This window comes from Paraburkholderia sp. 32, from assembly GCF_050435345.1.
GTDB lineage: Bacteria > Pseudomonadota > Gammaproteobacteria > Burkholderiales > Burkholderiaceae > Paraburkholderia > Paraburkholderia tuberum.
The window spans coordinates 1158839-1175706 of the sequence record NZ_JBNDKD010000003.1 but is presented as its reverse complement, the minus strand read 5'-3'; the positions used below and the strand labels follow the sequence as shown (position 1 = coordinate 1175706).

Genomic DNA, 16868 nt, shown 5'->3' with positions numbered 1-16868 from the left:
CCTCAGCTCAGGACTTTTCATGGCAGTCATTCGTTATCACGTCGGCAAGCGTCTCTCGGAAATGGCCGTGCACAACGGCACCGTGTACCTCGCGGGTCAGATCGCCGAAGACGACGATCAGGACATCGCCGGCCAGACGCGCGAAGTGCTCGGCCACATCGACCGTCTGCTCGCCGAAGCGAACAGCGACAAGTCGCTGTTGCTGTCGGTGCAGATCTATATCTCGGACATGGCGCATTTCGCCGGCATGAACGCCGTGTGGGACGAGTGGGTCGCGCAGGGCGACACGCCGCCGCGCGCGACCGTCGAGGCAAAGCTTGCGAATCCGAAGTGCCTCGTCGAAATCGTCGTGATCGCGGCGCAGCGCAACTGAGTCGCGGCCGTCCGGCAGCACCGTGGTTGATTTTCCGTTGAATCGTCTGGCCCGGCGGGCCGTCGCACCATGAACACCGATACCGTTCCGAGCGCGCCTCATCCCCATCGTTCCTTCGACGAAGCGATGGCGTTCGTGCGCGAACATGCGGGCGAGGTGCGGCTGTCGTCGGGCGAATTGCTCGCGGATCACGCGGCGGGCACCGCGTCGATCATGCGCAAGCTCAACGTCGATCCGCCGGCGGTGCTGGCCGCTGCGCTGTTTGCGCTGACACCGCATCTGCGCGATCCGGAGCGCGTGATCGCCGACGACTTCGGCGAAGAAGTCGCCCAACTGGTCAGCGACGTACGCAAGCTGCTGCGGCTCGGCACGGTCAGTTTGCGCGCGGCGCAAAACGCGATGCCCGAGGCCGGGCGTGACGCGCAGGCTGCGCGCCGCGTGCAGGTCGAGGCGCTGCGCAAAATGCTGCTCGCGTTCGCGCAGGACATTCGCGTCGTGCTGATCCGCCTCGCGTCGCGGCTGCAAACGCTGCGTTATTACGCGGCCGCGAAGCTCACGCCGTCGCCCGACGTCGCACGCGAAACGCTCGATATCTACGCGCCGCTCGCGAACCGCCTCGGCATCTGGCAATTGAAGTGGGAGCTCGAGGACCTCGCGTTCCGTTTCGAGGAGCCGGACACCTACAAGCGCATCGCGAAACTGCTCGACGAGAAGCGCGTCGAGCGCGAGAGCTATGTCGCGCAGGCGATCGAAAGCCTGCAGCAGGAGCTGGCCGCCGCGCATATCCGCGCGGAAGTGAGCGGTCGGCCGAAGCATATCTACAGCATCTGGCGCAAGATGCGCGGCAAGGAGCTGGACTTCGCCGAGTTGTACGACGTGCGCGCGTTTCGCGTGATCGTGCCGGACATCAAGGACTGCTACACCGTGCTCGGCATCGTGCACAACCTGTGGCAGCCGGTGCCGAAGGAGTTCGACGATTACATCTCCCGGCCGAAGCCGAACGGCTACAAGTCGCTGCACACCGTCGTGATCGGCGACGACGGCCGCGCGTTCGAAGTGCAGATCCGCACGCAGGAAATGCATCGCTTCGCCGAATACGGCGTGGCCGCGCACTGGCGCTACAAGGAAGCGGGTGCGCGCGGCTATGGCGGCACGTTCACCGCGAGCGAGAAATACGACGAGAAGATCGCCTGGCTGCGACAGCTGCTCGCGTGGAAGGACGAGGTCTCCGAGGGCGAGCATGGCGAAGCGGGCTCGGCACAGCCGTGGGAGCAGTTGCGCCAGGCCACGCTCGACGACGATCACATCTACGTGCTGACGCCGCAGGCGCGCGTGATTCCGTTGCCGCACGGCGCGACGCCGATCGACTTCGCGTTTCACCTGCACAGCGAGCTTGGGCATCGTTGCCGCGGCGCGCGCGTCGACGGCGCGATGGTGCCGCTCAACACGCCGCTGCAGAACGGCCAGACGGTCGAGATCGTGGCGGTGAAGGAGGGCGGTCCGTCGCGCGACTGGCTTAATCCGCAACTTGGCTATCTGCAAAGCCCGCGCGCGCGGCAGAAGGTGCGCGCATGGTTCAACGCGGTGGAGTTACAGGAGCACATCGCGAACGGTCGCGCGATGGTTGAAAAAACCCTGCAGCGCGAAGGCAAGACCTCGGTCAATCTCGATCAACTGGCCGCGCGGCTCGGTTTCAAGACCACCGACGACCTGTTCTCCGTGGTCGGCAAGGAGGAGTTCAGTCTGAGGCTCGTCGAGCAGGCGTTGCACGATGCGCCGCCGCCCGAGCCCGAGGTCGATGCGCCGGAGAAGTTCGAGAAACGCAGCAGCGGCGCGAGCGTCGCGCGCGGCGCATCCACGGGGGTGCTGGTGGTCGGCGTCGATGCGTTGCTCACCCAGCTCGCGCGCTGCTGCCGGCCGGCGCCGCCCGACGACATCTGCGGATTCGTTACGCGAGGCAAGGGCATGTCGGTTCATCGCAGCGACTGCGCGACGTTCCGCCGGATGGCGGAGCGCGCGCCGGAGCGCGTGCTTCAGACGGCGTGGTCGGCGGACGTGATGAGCGGCCGCGGCCATTCCGTCTACCCGGTCGACCTCAGCATCGAGGCGACGGACCGGCAAGGTCTGCTGCGCGATATCTCCGAAGTATTCGCGCGGGAAAAGATGAACGTGATCGGCGTAAAGACGCAATCGCGCCGCAATGCCGCGTTCATGCAATTTACCGTCGAGGTGTCGAGCTCCGCGCAGATTCAGCGCGCGTGCACGCTGCTGGGCGAGATCACGGGTGTCGTGCGCGCGACGCGCAAGAACTGAGGCGCGGGCGGTTGGAAAAAGCCCTGCTAGTGGCGCGACGGACTAAAGTCGCTGCATAAAAGTACTTGCCAAGCCGCGCTATACTCCATATACTCTCGTCTCTTCAGGCTCGTAGCTCAGCTGGTTAGAGCACCACCTTGACATGGTGGGGGTCGTTGGTTCGAGTCCAATCGAGCCTACCAACGAAAATGAAATTCCGGCCTCGCTGGGGTTTCGCAAACTGCAGTAAGCGCTTTGAGCGCAAAAAGGCGAATACGGTTATGACACCGCGAACGTTGACCGAAACCACTTCGGAACGACGCTAGTCGAGGACCACTTTCGCCAGTGAAGTTTGCATAAAATGTGAATGCGGCCCCTCGAAAGCGGGGCCGCATTTTTTTTATCTTTTTGACCCTGGTTGTATGTGCCGCCGCCGGTCGGCACCACGGAGAACGCAATGGTTTCGATACGTTTGCCTGACGGTTCTGTTCGACAGTACGAGCATCCGGTGACCGTCGCCGAAGTGGCCGCCTCGATCGGCCCCGGTCTCGCGAAAGCCGCGCTCGGCGGCAAGATCGACGGGGAGCTGGTCGATACGTCCATGCTGATCGATCACGACGTGGCGCTCGCCATCGTCACGGAGAAGGACGCAGACGGTCTCGATATCATCCGCCACTCGACGGCGCACCTGCTCGCGTACGCGGTGAAGGATCTGTACCCGGAAGCGCAGGTCACGATCGGCCCGGTCATCGACAACGGTTTCTATTACGACTTCTCCTATAACCGTCCTTTCACGCCGGAAGATCTCGAAAAGATCGAAAAGCGCATGCAGGAATTCTCGAAGAGGGACGAGCCGGTGTCGCGTCGCGTGGTGTCCCGCGACGAAGCGGTCGAGTACTTCAAGAGCATCGGTGAAAAGTATAAGGCCGAGATCATCGAATCGATCCCCGCTAGCGACGAAATCAAACTGTACTCGCATGGCGGCTTCACGGACCTGTGCCGCGGCCCCCACGTGCCGTCCACCGGCAAGCTGAAGGTCTTCAAGCTGATGAAAGTCGCGGGCGCGTACTGGCGTGGCGACTCGAAGAACGAGCAACTGCAGCGCATTTACGGCACGGCCTGGACGAAGAAGGAAGACCAGGAAGCGTATCTCCACATGCTCGAAGAAGCCGAGAAGCGCGACCATCGCAAGCTTGGTAAGCAGCTCGACCTGTTCCACATGCAGGACGAGTCGCCGGGCATGGTGTTCTGGCATCCGCGCGGCTGGACGCTGTGGCAGCAAGTCGAGCAGTACATGCGCCGTCGCGTGAACGACGCCGGCTACCTAGAAATCAAGACGCCATTGATCATGGACCGCTCGCTGTGGGAAGCTTCGGGCCACTGGCAGAACTATCGTGAAAACATGTTCACGACGGAATCGGAAAAGCGTGACTACGCGATCAAGCCGATGAACTGCCCCGGTCACGTGCAGGTGTTCAATCACGGTCTGCGCTCGTATCGCGATCTGCCGCTGCGTTACGCGGAGTTCGGTTCGTGCCATCGCAACGAATCGTCGGGCGCGCTGCATGGACTGATGCGTGTGCGCGGCTTCGTGCAGGACGACGCGCATATTTTCTGTACCGAAGATCAGTTCATCAGCGAATCGATCGCGTTCAACACGCTGGCAATGAGCGTCTACCGAGACTTCGGCTTTGATAGCGTCGAGATCAAGCTGTCACTGCGCCCGGATGCGCGCGCCGGCACCGACGAAACTTGGGATCGCGCGGAGCAGGGACTGCGCGATGCGCTGACGGCCTGCGGCGTCACGTGGGAAGAGTTGCCCGGCGAGGGTGCATTCTACGGCCCGAAGGTCGAGTATCACATCAAGGACGCGCTCGGCCGCTCGTGGCAGTGCGGTACGCTGCAGCTCGACATGGTGTTGCCGGAGCGGCTGGGTGCCGAATACGTTGCCGAAGACAACAGTCGCCGTCGCCCGATCATGCTGCACCGGGCGATCGTCGGATCGATGGAGCGTTTCCTCGGGATTCTGATCGAGCACCATGCTGGTGCAATGCCCGCTTGGCTCGCGCCGATGCAGGTCGTAGTGATGAATATTGCGGAAAGTCAGGCCGAATACGCGCAGGCGCTAGCCCAATCGTTGCAAAAACAAGGGGTTAGAGTCGAGGCCGATTTGCGCAACGAGAAGATTAGCTATAAAATACGCGAGCACACGCTGGAAAAGGTCCCCTACCTGTTGGTGGTCGGCGACAAGGAGCGTGAAGCGCAAACGGTAGCCGTGCGTGCCCGTGGTGGTGTCGATATGGGTGTAATGCCTGTTGACGCCTTCATTGAGCGTCTGCGCCAGGACGTGCAGTCGTTCAACTGAGCCACTTGGTACCCGGCTCGTTTTTTTTAATTTTTAGAGGAAACGTAACATCGCTACTGATAAGTCTGCGCACCGCATCAACGGTGAAATTACAGCACCCGAGGTGCGACTGGTCGGCGTCGAGAACGAACCGCTCGGCATCGTGAAACTCGCTGATGCGTTCCGCATGTCGGAACAGCAGGACGTAGATCTGGTCGAAATCGCTCCGCAAGCGGTTCCGCCGGTTTGCCGCTTGATGGACTACGGCAAGTTCAAGTACCAGGAAGCGAAGAAGCAACACGAGGCCAAGCTCAAGCAGAAGGTCATCCAGGTCAAGGAAGTCAAATTCCGCCCAGGTACCGACGACGGTGATTACAACGTCAAGCTGCGCAACCTCGTCCGCTTCCTCGAAGACGGCGACAAGACGAAAATCACGTTGCGTTTCCGGGGCCGCGAAATGGCTCACCAGGAAATCGGCATGCGCATGCTCGAACGCCTGCGCACCGACCTCGACGAAGTCGGTCAGGTCGAGCAGATGCCGAAAATGGAAGGGCGCCAGATGATCATGGTGCTCGCTCCGAAGAAAAAGAAGTAAGCGCGAAGCAGTTGGCCGGAGCGACGGCGTGCCATGTGGCGCGCGCTCCGGCGGCGCAAGGTTGTTTGATGCTGTGCTGGGTGTCCGGCTTGGTGTCGGAAGGTTTCGGAACGTCGCGCATGCAAGTGCGCAGTGGTTCCCGAAAAGCGGCCGCTGGCGGTATCGGCGGTCTGCATACCAAGTGGAATGGGTTTCGAAGGGCGGGAAATGGCCATCTGGCCGACCGCACACCCATGTCCATCTAATAATGGAGTTGTCATGCCGAAGATGAAGACCAAGAAGAGCGCTGCAAAGCGCTTCGTGGTGCGTCCGGGCGGTACCGTCAAGCGCGGTCAGGCCTTCAAGCGTCACATTCTTACCAAGAAGACCACCAAGAACAAACGCCATCTGCGCGGCTCCACGGCAGTTCATGATTCCGATCTGAACTCCGTTCGCGCAATGCTGCCGTTCGCTTAACCCTTAACCGACACTCATAGGAGCGAAACATGCCTCGAGTAAAACGTGGGGTTACCGCACGGGCCCGTCACAAGAAGATCATCAAGCTGGCCAAGGGTTACCGCGGCCGTCGCAATAACGTCTATCGCATCGCCAAGCAGGCGGTCATGCGCGCAGGCCAATACGCCTACCGCGACCGCCGCAACAAGAAGCGTGTGTTCCGCGCACTGTGGATCACGCGTATCAACGCGGCGGTGCGTCAGCACGACATGACGTACAGCGTGTTCATCAACGGCCTGAAGAAGGCATCGATCGAACTGGACCGTAAGGTGCTGGCCGACATGGCTGTGTTCGACAAGGCTGCTTTTGCTGCGATCGTTCAGCAGGTGAAAGCCGCCGTTGCAGCCTGATTGCGCTTCTGGCAATTAAAACTGCGTGGTTCGTTGCAGCGAACATCCGGTAGTCTCGGTGACGCTGCAACAAAAACGGGGCTCCTCACCGAGCCCCGTTTTTGTTGGTAGAACCAGTTTTGTTTCGATAGAACACTGACGTTGAAATGATGGGATCAATGGATCTGGACCAGATTGTCGCCGACGCGCAAAAAGCCTTCGCAGAAGCCCCCGACGTCACCACCCTCGAGAACGAGAAAGCGCGCTTTCTCGGTAAGGCGGGTGCGCTGACCGAGCTGTTGAAGGGCCTTGGCAAACTCGATCCCGAAACGCGCAAGACCGAAGGCGCACGGATCAACCTCGTCAAGCAACAGGTCGAGGCCGCGCTGACGGCACGTCGTCAGGCGCTCGCCGACGCACTTCTGAACCAGCGTCTCGCTGCTGAAGCGATCGACGTCACGCTGCCGGGCCGCGGCGCCAATGCAGGTAGCCTGCACCCGGTGATGCGCACCTGGGAGCGCGTCGAACAGATTTTCCGTACGATCGGATTCGACGTGGCCGACGGCCCCGAGATCGAAACCGACTGGTACAACTTCACCTCGCTGAACAGCCCGGAAAACCATCCGGCGCGTTCGATGCAGGACACCTTCTACGTCGACGGCAAGGATGCCGACGGCCGCCCGCTGCTGCTGCGCACGCATACGAGCCCGATGCAGGTGCGCTACGCGCGCACCAACACGCCGCCGATCAAGGTGATCGTGCCGGGCCGCACGTATCGCGTGGATAGCGACGCGACGCATTCGCCGATGTTCAACCAGGTCGAAGGCCTGTGGATTGACGAGAACATCAGCTTCGCGGACCTGAAGGGCGTCTATACCGACTTCCTGAAGAAATTCTTCGAGCGCGACGACATTCTCGTGCGCTTCCGTCCGTCGTATTTCCCGTTCACCGAACCGTCGGCCGAGATCGACATGCAGTTCGAAACGGGCAAGAACGCGGGCAAGTGGCTCGAAATTTCGGGCTCCGGCCAGGTGCATCCGACTGTGATCCGCAACATGGGTCTCGACCCGGAGCGCTACATCGGCTTCGCTTTCGGCAGTGGCCTCGAGCGTCTCACGATGCTGCGTTACGGCGTGCAGGACCTGCGCCTGTTTTTCGAAAACGACCTGCGTTTCCTGCGTCAATTCGCGTGACCCGGCGCGCGCGAGCGCGACGAAGCATAAATCGCGGCAGCGCACCTGGTGCGCGCCGCGAGCGTCCCCGGCAGAGCTCGCTGAACCGGCGCAAGACCACCGGGCTTTACGAAGCATCTGCCGGACGTGGACCTAACCTGATCACAACGTACACAGAACCATGCAATTTCCGGAATCCTGGCTCAGAACTTTTGTCGATCCGCAACTGACCACCGACGAGCTGTCGCACGCGTTGACGATGGCGGGTCTCGAAGTCGAAGACCTGCGGACGGCCGCGCCGCCGACCTCGAAGATCGTCGTCGGCCAGGTGCTGGAAGTCGTCAAGCACCCGGATGCGGACAAGCTCAACGTGTGTCAGGTCGACGCTGGCACCGGCGCGACGCTCAACATCGTGTGCGGCGCGCCGAATGTTGCGCCCGGCATCAAGGTGCCGGTCGCGCTGGTCGGCGCGCAACTGCCGCCGGCCGAAGAGGGCGGCGCACCGTTCGCGATCAAGCTGTCGAAGCTGCGCGGCGTGGAAAGCCAGGGCATGCTGTGCTCGGCGCGCGAGCTGAAGCTCTCCGAAGATCACAGCGGTCTGATGATCCTGCCGGGAAGACACGCCGATCGGCCAGGACATCCGCGACACGCTCAATCTCGACGACACCGTTTTTGAAATCAAGCTGACGCCGAACAAGGCCGACTGTCTGTCGGTATTCGGCGTCGCGCGAGAAACGTCGGCGATTACCGGAGCGCCGCTGCGTCCGCTCGAAATCAAGCCGGCTCCGGTCACGCTCAACGAAACGCTGCCCGTGAAAATCTCCGCGCCCGATCTGTGCGGCCGTTTCTCGGGCCGCGTGATCCGCGGCGTCAATGCGCGTGCAAAGTCGCCGCAATGGATGGTCGAGCGTCTCGAGCGCTCCGGCCAGCGCAGCATTTCCGCGCTCGTCGACATCTCGAACTATGTGATGCTCGAGCTGGGGCGTCCGTCGCACGTGTTCGATCTCGACAAGATCCACGGCGGCATGGACGTACGCTGGGGCCGCAAGGGCGAAACGCTGAAGCTGCTGAACGGGAACACGGTCGAGCTCGACGAAACGGTCGGCGTGATCGCCGACGAGCAGCATATCGAAAGCCTCGCGGGCATCATGGGCGGCGACAGCACCGCGGTCACGCTCGACACCACCCACATCTATCTCGAGGCCGCGTTCTGGTGGCCCGACAGCATTCGTGGTCGCTCGCGCAAGTACAACTTTTCGACCGATGCAGGCCATCGCTTCGAGCGCGGCGTCGACTACGCGACGACCGTCGATCATATCGAGCGCATCACGCAGCTGATCCTCGACATCTGCGGCGGCGAAGCGGGTCCGGTCGACGATCAGATCGTCAACGTCCCGAAGCGCGCGCCCGTGAAGATGCGCGTTTCGCGCGCGAACCGCATCATCGGCGTCGCGATCGGTGTCGATGAAATCGCGCAGATCTTCACGCGCCTCGGCCTCTCGTTCGAGCGTGACGGCGATACGTTCTCGGTGATGCCGCCGTCGTACCGCTTCGATATCGAAATCGAAGAGGACCTGATCGAAGAGGTCGCGCGTATCCACGGCTTCGAAAAGATTCCGGCGCGCCCGCCGGTCGCGACCAGCGAAATGCGCGCGACCAACGAGACGCAACGCTCCATCCACGCGATCCGTCATGCGCTCGCCGCGCGCGACTACGCGGAAACGGTGAACTTCAGCTTCGTCGACGCGGAGTGGGAGCAGGACTTCGCAGGCAACAGCAACCCCGTGCGTCTTATCAACCCGATCGCGAGCCAACTGTCGGTGATGCGCACGACGTTGTTCGGCAGCCTGATTCATGTGTTGCGCACGAATCTGAACCGTCGCGCGGCGGACCGCGTACGCGTGTTTGAAGCAGGTCGCGTATTCCTGCACGATCCGTCGATCAAGGCCGGCGAGCTGACCGTCGAAGGTTTCGCGCAGCCGAAGATGATCGGCGCGCTCGCCTATGGGCCCGCGCTCGACGAGCAGTGGGGCGCACCGACGCGTGCCGTCGACTTCTTCGACGTGAAGGGCGACCTCGAAGCGCTGGTCGCACCGGCGCTCGCGCGGTTCGTACAGGCCGAGCATCCTGCGCTGCATCCGGGACGCAGCGCGCGGATCGAATTGAATGGTCGCGCAGTGGGCTGGATTGGCGAATTGCATCCGCGCTGGATGCAAAAATATGATTTGCCGCATGCGCCGATTCTGTTTGAAATCGAAGCGGAAGCATTAATGCAACGGGTATTGCCGATTCCGTCGGAAGTTTCAAAATTCCCGCCGGTACGACGTGATATCGCGGTGGTCGTCGATCAGAAAATCGAGGTTCAGGCGCTGCTCGACGAGCTTCAGAAGGCCCAGTCCGAACCGGCCTGCAAGGCTGTCCAGAAGGTTGCACTTTTCGACGAATTTCGTCCAAAATCAAACACTTCCGGTGGTCTGGCCGCGCACGAGAAAAGCCTTGCGTTCCGGGTGACCTTGCAAGATACTGGCGGAACCCTTCAGGATGAAACGGTCGATCTGGCTATTCAAACTCTGGTGGAACGTCTAGCTCGAGTATATGGCGCACGGTTGCGCGGATAACCCGCATTTAACAATTGCACGGCTGTTTCCGCATCCATTGTTTTACGCTTGGCGCGCCATTTGATAGATATGAATGAAATGAACTCGAGTGATTTCGAAGCCCTTCTTACGGCGCAACGCAGCGCCATGATTCGAGATATTCCGACATCATCCGCCGTCGTTTCCAATGAAACGCCGACACTCACCAAGGCGGAACTTGCCGAGTTGCTGTTCGACAATGTCGGGCTCAACAAGCGGGAAGCGAAGGACATGGTCGAGGCGTTCTTCGAGGTGATCCGCGATGCGCTCGAGAGCGGCGACAGCGTGAAGCTGTCGGGCTTCGGCAACTTCCAGTTGCGCGACAAGCCGCAGCGTCCCGGCAGAAATCCGAAGACGGGCGAGGCGATTCCGATTGCAGCACGTCGCGTGGTGACGTTTCATGCAAGTCAAAAACTGAAGGCGCTCGTCGAAAACGGCGCCGAAGCGAGCTTCTCGCGCGCTGATTGACTGGCGCGCTTTCGGGCAACCCATCACGGCTAACTGACGATGACAGCGACGATCGAAAAAGTCGTCTTGCCTCCGATTCCGGCGAAGCGGTACTTCACGATTGGTGAGGTCAGCGAACTTTGTGGGGTAAAGCCTCACGTGCTGCGTTACTGGGAGCAGGAGTTCACCCAGTTGAGGCCGGTCAAGCGGCGCGGCAATCGTCGGTATTATCAGCATCACGAGGTGCTGCTGATCCGGCGGATTCGAGAGTTGCTGTACGAGCAGGGTTTTACGATCAACGGGGCGCGCAACCGGCTCGATTCGCATGGCGGCGGTGGGCCGGATGCGGTGGTCGAAGAGGGTGAGGCTACCGCCGGAGTCGCGGGTCAGGTGCAGGCATCGGCGGCAACGGTTGCGGTCGATGTCGAGAAGTTGCGCAAGGAACTGCAGAACGTAATCGATCTGCTGGGCCACTAGTTCATGGACTTGTTCGCTTTGTTCGTGTCGAGCGGTTCTAATCGAATGAAGTGTCTGTTATAATTTTCTTCTGTTCGGGGCGTAGCGCAGCCTGGTAGCGTACCTGCATGGGGTGCAGGTGGTCGGAGGTTCAAATCCTCTCGCCCCGACCAAAAAGATCAAAAGGACTTACGGTGAAAGCCGTAAGTCCTTTTTTCTTGCCCGTCGCGCGGGGCAGCGTTTCCCGCTGTCAACGCTTCGCACAAGCTCATCTGCATCCCGAAGCCTCGATTGCTTTGCTTATGCGCTCGGTTTCGGCTGTCTTGCACATCGCGACCGCCGTGGGCAGCATCGACCCGCCGCCCCATTCTCGAGAAGCCGATTTTTTGCAGTTGGCGTCACGGCGCGTTTTCCACGCGGTGAGCCTCTTCTCGATCGCCGCTTTGCAACTCGCCGACACCGCGGCCTTGCCCTTGACGACCTGCTCCAGCTTCTGCTCCGCGACGATCTGATCGCGCCACGCGCACAGATTCATGCTCATCTGATTCGCGTCGCAATGCGACAGGGCCGCGTCGACCTCACTGGCGGGCAGTCCACTGCGGGTTGCGATGACGTGGGCTGGATTGGATGCGGCGGCCAGTGCCGAACTGCTAACAAGCGCAAGCGCGACACACAGCCGTCTCATTGCCGGCCCTGCATCAGGAACGGCGCCGCTTCTTCGCGGCGGCGATTTACCAAGCTTGGCACTCGCACAGCCGATAGCCGTCGCCCGTGGGCATCGCGAGGATGTACGTAGACGTTGCGTGCCATTTCGATTGCGACTTCATCTTTCTGCTGCGAGTTGAGCGTTGACATCTGCAAGGTCACCGGTCGCCGAATCTCGTCATTGGTGCATCGGCCAAAGTACGCAGGTGTGCCTATCCCGAAGGTGCAATTGTTCGCTACGTCGTTGTCGTAGCGAAGGACAGCGCCCACGTGCATCCGCAATGCAGTCCATCCGGCATCGCTCAACTTTTTTTTGATTCGTTTGGCAGGCTCAGCTCCTCAAGAATAGGCGAGTGCAATCTGGCAGACTTGTCACCGGCACGCGTTCGCATTCGCAAGCGCACACGAATCACAGCCCTCGAGCGCCCAACGCGACAAACCGCTCCAGATGATGATCCTCATCCCCAAGCTGATGATCGATCATCACGAGCCGCTTCGCGTAATGCGCGAGCGGCAGTTCCCACGTCATACCGATCCCGCCGTGCAACTGGATGCATTCCTCCGCGACTCGCGTGCCGATCCGGCCGATGCTGTACTTGGCCGCCGACACCGCGCGCTCGCGCGCGTTTCGTTCACCGTCGAGCGCCGCCGCCGCGTTGATCACCGCCGAGCGCGCCTGCTCGATTTCGAGCAGCAAATCGGCCATGCGATGCTGCAACGCCTGGAAGCTGCCGATCGGCACGCCGAACTGCTTGCGCGTGCGCAGATAGTCGAGCGTGTAGTCTTTCGCGACGTCCATTGCGCCGACCGCTTCCGCGCACAGCGCGAGCACGCCGCAACTCAGCGCATATTCGAGCGTCGCAAAGCCGTGATCCGCTGAGCCGAGCACGGTGTCGTCGCGGAGCGTGACGTCGTCGAACGTCACTTCGGCCGCGCGTCCTCCGTCGATCTTGCGGTAGCCGCGCACGCTCACACCCGTCGCGTCCCTCGGCACCAGAAATAGCGTGATGCCGGCTTCGGCATCGTCCTCGCCTCTCGTGCGTGCCGAGACGAGGAACACCTGAGCATGCTCGCCATGCTGAACGACGGCCTTTGCGCCGTGCAACGTCCACACGCCGCTGTTGCCATTTACGCTGCGGCGCGCGCGCGTCGTCGCGACCCGGGCAAGCTCGTAATGACTGTCCGGTTCGCCATGCGCGAGCGCAACGATCCGCGAGCCGTCGATCAACGAACCCAGCGCCGCATTCTGCACGTCGCCGCCGCTGCGAGCGATCGCCCGGCCGACGATCAGCGTATCGAGAAACGGTTCGACGACGAGCCCGCGGCCGATGCTCTCGAACACCACGGAAATATCGAACCCGCCGCCGCCAAAACCGCCGCTCGCTTCGTCGAACAGTGCGCCGATCACGCCAAGCTCCGCGAAGCGTGCCCACAATTCGGTGCTGAAGCCTTGCGTCGAGCGTGCGATTTCATCGCGCGTCGCGAAGCCGTACTGCTCGCTGATAAACCGATTCAGCGTATCCGCCAGCATGCGGCGCTCTTCAGTGTGCTGGAAATTCATGACGTGCGCCTCTTACAGTCCGAGGATCATTTTGGAAATGATGTTCTTCTGGATTTCGTTCGAGCCGCCGAAGATCGACAGCTTGCGATTATTGAAGTACTGCGACGCGGCACTCGCGGCTTCGTCGGGGCCGACCGGCACGCCGTCGAAGCCTTCGTGCAGCGCTTGCTCGACGAATGGCTGCGCATAAGCGCCCATCGCACGCCGCGTCAGCGACGAGATCTCCTGACGGATCTCGGTGCCGCGAATCTTCAGCATCGAACTCTCGGCACCGGGCACGCCGCCGCCCGCCACGGCCGCGATCACCCGAAGATTGGTCGTCTTCATGTTCTCGAGATCGATCTCGACGCGCGCCATGCGTGCCGCGAACGCCGGATCCTCGGCGAGCGGCCGGCCGTTGCGCAGCTGTGTCGCGGCGATCTTGCGCAGACGGTTGAAGGCGGCGACGGAAAAGCCGACGCCGGCGATATTGGTGCGCTCGTACGTAAGCAGATATTTCGCGTAGGTCCAGCCCTTGTTTTCTTCGCCGACGAGATTTCCGACCGGCACGCGCACGTCGGTGAAGAACACTTCATTGACCTCGTGCTCGCCGTCGAGCGTGATGATCGGCCGGACTTCGACGCCCGGCGTGTTCATGTCGATCAGCAGAAAGCTGATGCCTTCCTGTTTGCGCACGTCGGTCGCGGTGCGCACGAGGCAGAAGATCATGTTCGCGTAATGACCGAGTGTGGTCCACGTCTTCTGGCCATTGACGAGGTAGTGCTCGCCCTGCGCGTCCTTGCCGCGCACTGCCGTCGTCTTGACCGAAGCGAGATCGGAGCCCGCGCCCGGCTCCGAATAGCCCTGGCACCACCAGTCGGAACCGTCGAGAATGCGCGGCAGCCAGTGACGCTTCTGCGCCTCGCTGCCGTACTTGATCAGCACCGGCCCGAGCATGTTGACGCCGAACGGCACGACGCGTGGCGCGCCGGCGAGTGCGCATTCGTTTTCGAAGATGAATTTCTGCACTGCGCTCCAACCCGGGCCGCCGTACTCTTTCGGCCAGTGATTCGCGAGCCAGCCTTGCGCGTTCAGAATCGCGTGCCACTCGGCCATGTCGCCGCGCGTCAGACGCCGCCCGCCGTGCACCTTGCCGGCGAGACGTCGCGGGAGCTTGTCGCGCAGAAACGCCAGCACGCTGGCGCGAAACGCTTCTTCCTCGGAGGTGAAGTTCAGATCCATCGCAGTCGTTCCGTCAGTGTTCGTGGTGGTTCAGGCCGTCGTGTTCAGGCTCGCGAAATCCGCGCCGCGCTCGACCAGCTCGACGAGCAGCGGCGACGGCCGCCAGAACAGCGGGTCTTCCTTACCGAACTCGCGGATGTCGGCGAGAATCGTCGGCAGGCCGGCGCTATCCGCGTATTTCATCGGACCGCCGCGGTAGCGCGGAAAGCCGTAGCCGTACAGCAGGGTCACGTCGACGTCGAGCGGGCGCAGCGCGATACCTTCGTGGACGACGTTCGCGCCTTCGTTGATCATCGCGGCCAGATAGCGGCGCATGATCTGCTCGTCGGTGAAGCTGCGCGGCGTGATGCCCGCGCGCGCACGCTCGGCGTCGATGATCGCCTCGACTTCGGGATCGGGCATGCCGCCGCGCGATCCTTCGGGGTACAGATAGAATCCGCGGCCGGTCTTCTGGCCGAACCAGCCGCGCTCGCACAGGCGGTCGGCGATCTGCACGTAGCGCGCGTTCGGGTCGCGCGTGGCCGCGCGGCGTTTGCGCGCCGCCCAGCCGATGTCGCCGCCCGCGAGATCGACCACCTGAAACGGGCCCATCGGCAAGCCGAACGCCCGCACCGCCGCGTCGATCTGATACGGCGATGCACCGTCTTCCATCAGCGCGTCCGCGGCGGCGCGGTACACGGCAAGCAGGCGATTGCCGATGAAGCCGTCGCACACGCCGGCGCGCACCGGCGTCTTGCGCAGCTTCTTCGCGAACTCGAACGCAGTCGCGACGACGTCGGCGCTGACCTGCTTCGGCACCACGACTTCGAGCAGCTTCATGATGTTGGCGGGCGAGAAGAAGTGCAGGCCGATTACGTCGGCGGGGCGCGAGATGCTGGCTGCGATCGCGTCGATGTCCAGATACGACGTGTTGGTCGCGAGCACCGCACCGGACTTGCAGACGCGATCGAGCTCGGCGAATACGGCCTTTTTGACGTCGAGATCTTCGAACACGGCTTCGATCACGAGGTCGGCGTGAGCAAGCGCATCGTACGACGTGCTGCCGCTCCAGCGCGCCATGGTCGCGGCTTTCTTCTCAGCGGTGAGGCGGCCCCTGGCGATCAGCCCATCGTAGACCTTGTCGATGTGCGCGCGGCCACGCGCGAGCGCCGCTTCGTCGCGTTCGATCAGCGTGACGGGCAGCCCCGCGTCGAGCACTGCGACCGCAATGCCCGCGCCCATCGTCCCGCCGCCGATCACGCCGATCGCCTCCAGCGCGCGCGGTTTCGCGTCGCGCGTTTCGGGCGCCTTCAGCACTTCGCGCTCGGCGAAGAATGCGTGAACCAGGCCGGCGCGCTGCGGGCTGTCGAGGCATTGCAGGAACAGCTTGCGTTCGAGCTTCAAGCCCTCCTCGAAGGGCTGTTCGATCGCGGCTTCGACGGCATCGACGATTTTCAGCGGCGAGAACAGGCCGCGCGCTTTCTTCGCGGTTTCGTCACGCGCTTTCGCGACGGCGGCGCGGCTCGCGGCGCGATCGATCAATGCGGCGGCGTCGCGCGTGCGGCGTACCGGCGCGTGCGCGGCGAGCAGCTCGTGCGCGTAGGCGAGCCCTTCGGCGAGGATGTCGCCGCTGTCGCCGAGACGGTCGACGAGGCCGAGCGCGAGCGCCTCCTTCGCGTTCGCGTGACGGCCGCTCAGCATCAGGTCGAGCGCCGCCGGCGCGCCGATCAGACGCGGCGTGCGTTGCGTGCCGCCCGCGCCAGGCAGCAGACCCAGCTGCACTTCGGGCAGGCCGAGCTTCGCGCCGTCGACGGCGATCCGGTAATGCGCGGCGAGCGCCACTTCGAGCCCGCCGCCGAGCGCCGCGCCATGCAGCGCGGCAATCACGGGTTTCGTGCATGCCTCGATGCGGTTGCACACGTCCGGCAGCGAAGGCGGCACCGGCGGCTTGCCGAACTCGCGAATCTCGGCACCGGCGATGAAGTTGCGCCCCGCGCCGACGATCAGCACGGCTTCGACCGCGCGGTCGGCGTCGGCGGCTTCGATCGCGGCCAGCAGGCCGCGCCGCACGTCGGCGGATAGCGTGTTGACCGGCGCGTGGTCGATCGTGACGAGCAGGACCTTGCCGTGCAATTCGCGCGTGACGACGTCGGCTGAGGAGGAAAGGGTCATCGTAGGTGTCTCCGTTTGAGGATGGCGAGGCGCGCCGGATCGTCCCATTCTGGAGTGGTCAACGTTCATTGACAATGACACCGTTGATTGA

13 protein-coding genes, 2 tRNA genes and 1 pseudogene are annotated in these 16868 nt (G+C 62.5%); 12 read left to right on the top strand and 4 right to left on the bottom strand.

The window, feature by feature from the left end:
* The first annotated feature begins 19 nt into the window (after positions 1-19).
* From OKW26_RS28020 to OKW26_RS27965, 12 genes and pseudogenes are all read left to right on the top strand, one after another.
* Positions 20-373: a RidA family protein gene (locus tag OKW26_RS28020; protein WP_184021856.1), complete on the top strand. Its 354-nt coding sequence runs from the start codon at positions 20-22 to the stop codon at positions 371-373.
* A gap of 69 nt (positions 374-442) precedes the next feature.
* The gene (locus OKW26_RS28015; protein ID WP_429355840.1) at positions 443-2686 is read left to right on the top strand and encodes a RelA/SpoT family protein; all 2244 of its coding nucleotides are present in this window, start codon (positions 443-445) and stop codon (positions 2684-2686) included.
* A 105-nt stretch (positions 2687-2791) separates the two neighbouring features.
* Positions 2792-2868 (top strand) — tRNA-Val (locus OKW26_RS28010).
* A gap of 254 nt (positions 2869-3122) precedes the next feature.
* On the top strand, positions 3123-5030 hold the full coding sequence (gene thrS, locus OKW26_RS28005) for a threonine--tRNA ligase (protein WP_429355839.1): 1908 nt from the start codon (positions 3123-3125) through the stop codon (positions 5028-5030).
* A gap of 49 nt (positions 5031-5079) precedes the next feature.
* Positions 5080-5604, top strand: coding sequence for a translation initiation factor IF-3 (gene infC / locus OKW26_RS28000; protein WP_075643713.1), 525 nt, complete (start codon positions 5080-5082; stop codon positions 5602-5604).
* A gap of 258 nt (positions 5605-5862) precedes the next feature.
* Positions 5863-6060, top strand: coding sequence for a 50S ribosomal protein L35 (gene rpmI, locus OKW26_RS27995; RefSeq protein WP_006052501.1), 198 nt, complete (start codon positions 5863-5865; stop codon positions 6058-6060).
* A gap of 29 nt (positions 6061-6089) precedes the next feature.
* Positions 6090-6449 (top strand): 50S ribosomal protein L20, encoded by a 360-nt coding sequence (rplT, locus tag OKW26_RS27990; RefSeq protein ID WP_006052502.1) that lies wholly within the window; start codon positions 6090-6092, stop codon positions 6447-6449.
* A gap of 158 nt (positions 6450-6607) precedes the next feature.
* Positions 6608-7621 carry a phenylalanine--tRNA ligase subunit alpha gene (pheS, locus tag OKW26_RS27985; RefSeq protein WP_008918800.1) on the top strand — a complete coding sequence of 338 codons (1014 nt, stop codon included), beginning with the start codon at positions 6608-6610 and terminating at the stop codon, positions 7619-7621.
* 160 nt (positions 7622-7781) lie between these two features.
* A pseudogene (pheT, locus tag OKW26_RS27980) lies at positions 7782-10218 on the top strand (phenylalanine--tRNA ligase subunit beta).
* 69 nt (positions 10219-10287) lie between these two features.
* Positions 10288-10704 (top strand): integration host factor subunit alpha, encoded by a 417-nt coding sequence (locus OKW26_RS27975; RefSeq protein ID WP_090800976.1) that lies wholly within the window; start codon positions 10288-10290, stop codon positions 10702-10704.
* 39 nt (positions 10705-10743) lie between these two features.
* Positions 10744-11160: a MerR family transcriptional regulator gene (locus OKW26_RS27970; protein ID WP_184021872.1), complete on the top strand. Its 417-nt coding sequence runs from the start codon at positions 10744-10746 to the stop codon at positions 11158-11160.
* Between the two features lie 75 nt (positions 11161-11235).
* Positions 11236-11312, top strand: a tRNA-Pro gene (locus OKW26_RS27965).
* A gap of 95 nt (positions 11313-11407) precedes the next feature.
* Here the strand turns inward: OKW26_RS27965 and OKW26_RS27960 are convergent.
* The 4 genes from OKW26_RS27960 to OKW26_RS27945 form a co-directional block, all read right to left on the bottom strand.
* Positions 11408-11674: a lysozyme inhibitor LprI family protein gene (locus tag OKW26_RS27960; protein ID WP_429357136.1), complete on the bottom strand. Its 267-nt coding sequence runs from the start codon at positions 11672-11674 to the stop codon at positions 11408-11410.
* 579 nt (positions 11675-12253) lie between these two features.
* Positions 12254-13405, bottom strand: coding sequence for an acyl-CoA dehydrogenase family protein (locus OKW26_RS27955; protein ID WP_429355838.1), 1152 nt, complete (start codon positions 13403-13405; stop codon positions 12254-12256).
* A 12-nt stretch (positions 13406-13417) separates the two neighbouring features.
* Entirely contained in the window at positions 13418-14626 is a 1209-nt protein-coding gene (locus tag OKW26_RS27950) for an acyl-CoA dehydrogenase family protein (protein ID WP_429355837.1), read from the bottom strand.
* A gap of 30 nt (positions 14627-14656) precedes the next feature.
* The gene (locus OKW26_RS27945) at positions 14657-16777 is read right to left on the bottom strand and encodes a 3-hydroxyacyl-CoA dehydrogenase NAD-binding domain-containing protein (protein ID WP_429355836.1); all 2121 of its coding nucleotides are present in this window, start codon (positions 16775-16777) and stop codon (positions 14657-14659) included.
* Positions 16778-16868: the final 91 nt, after the last annotated feature.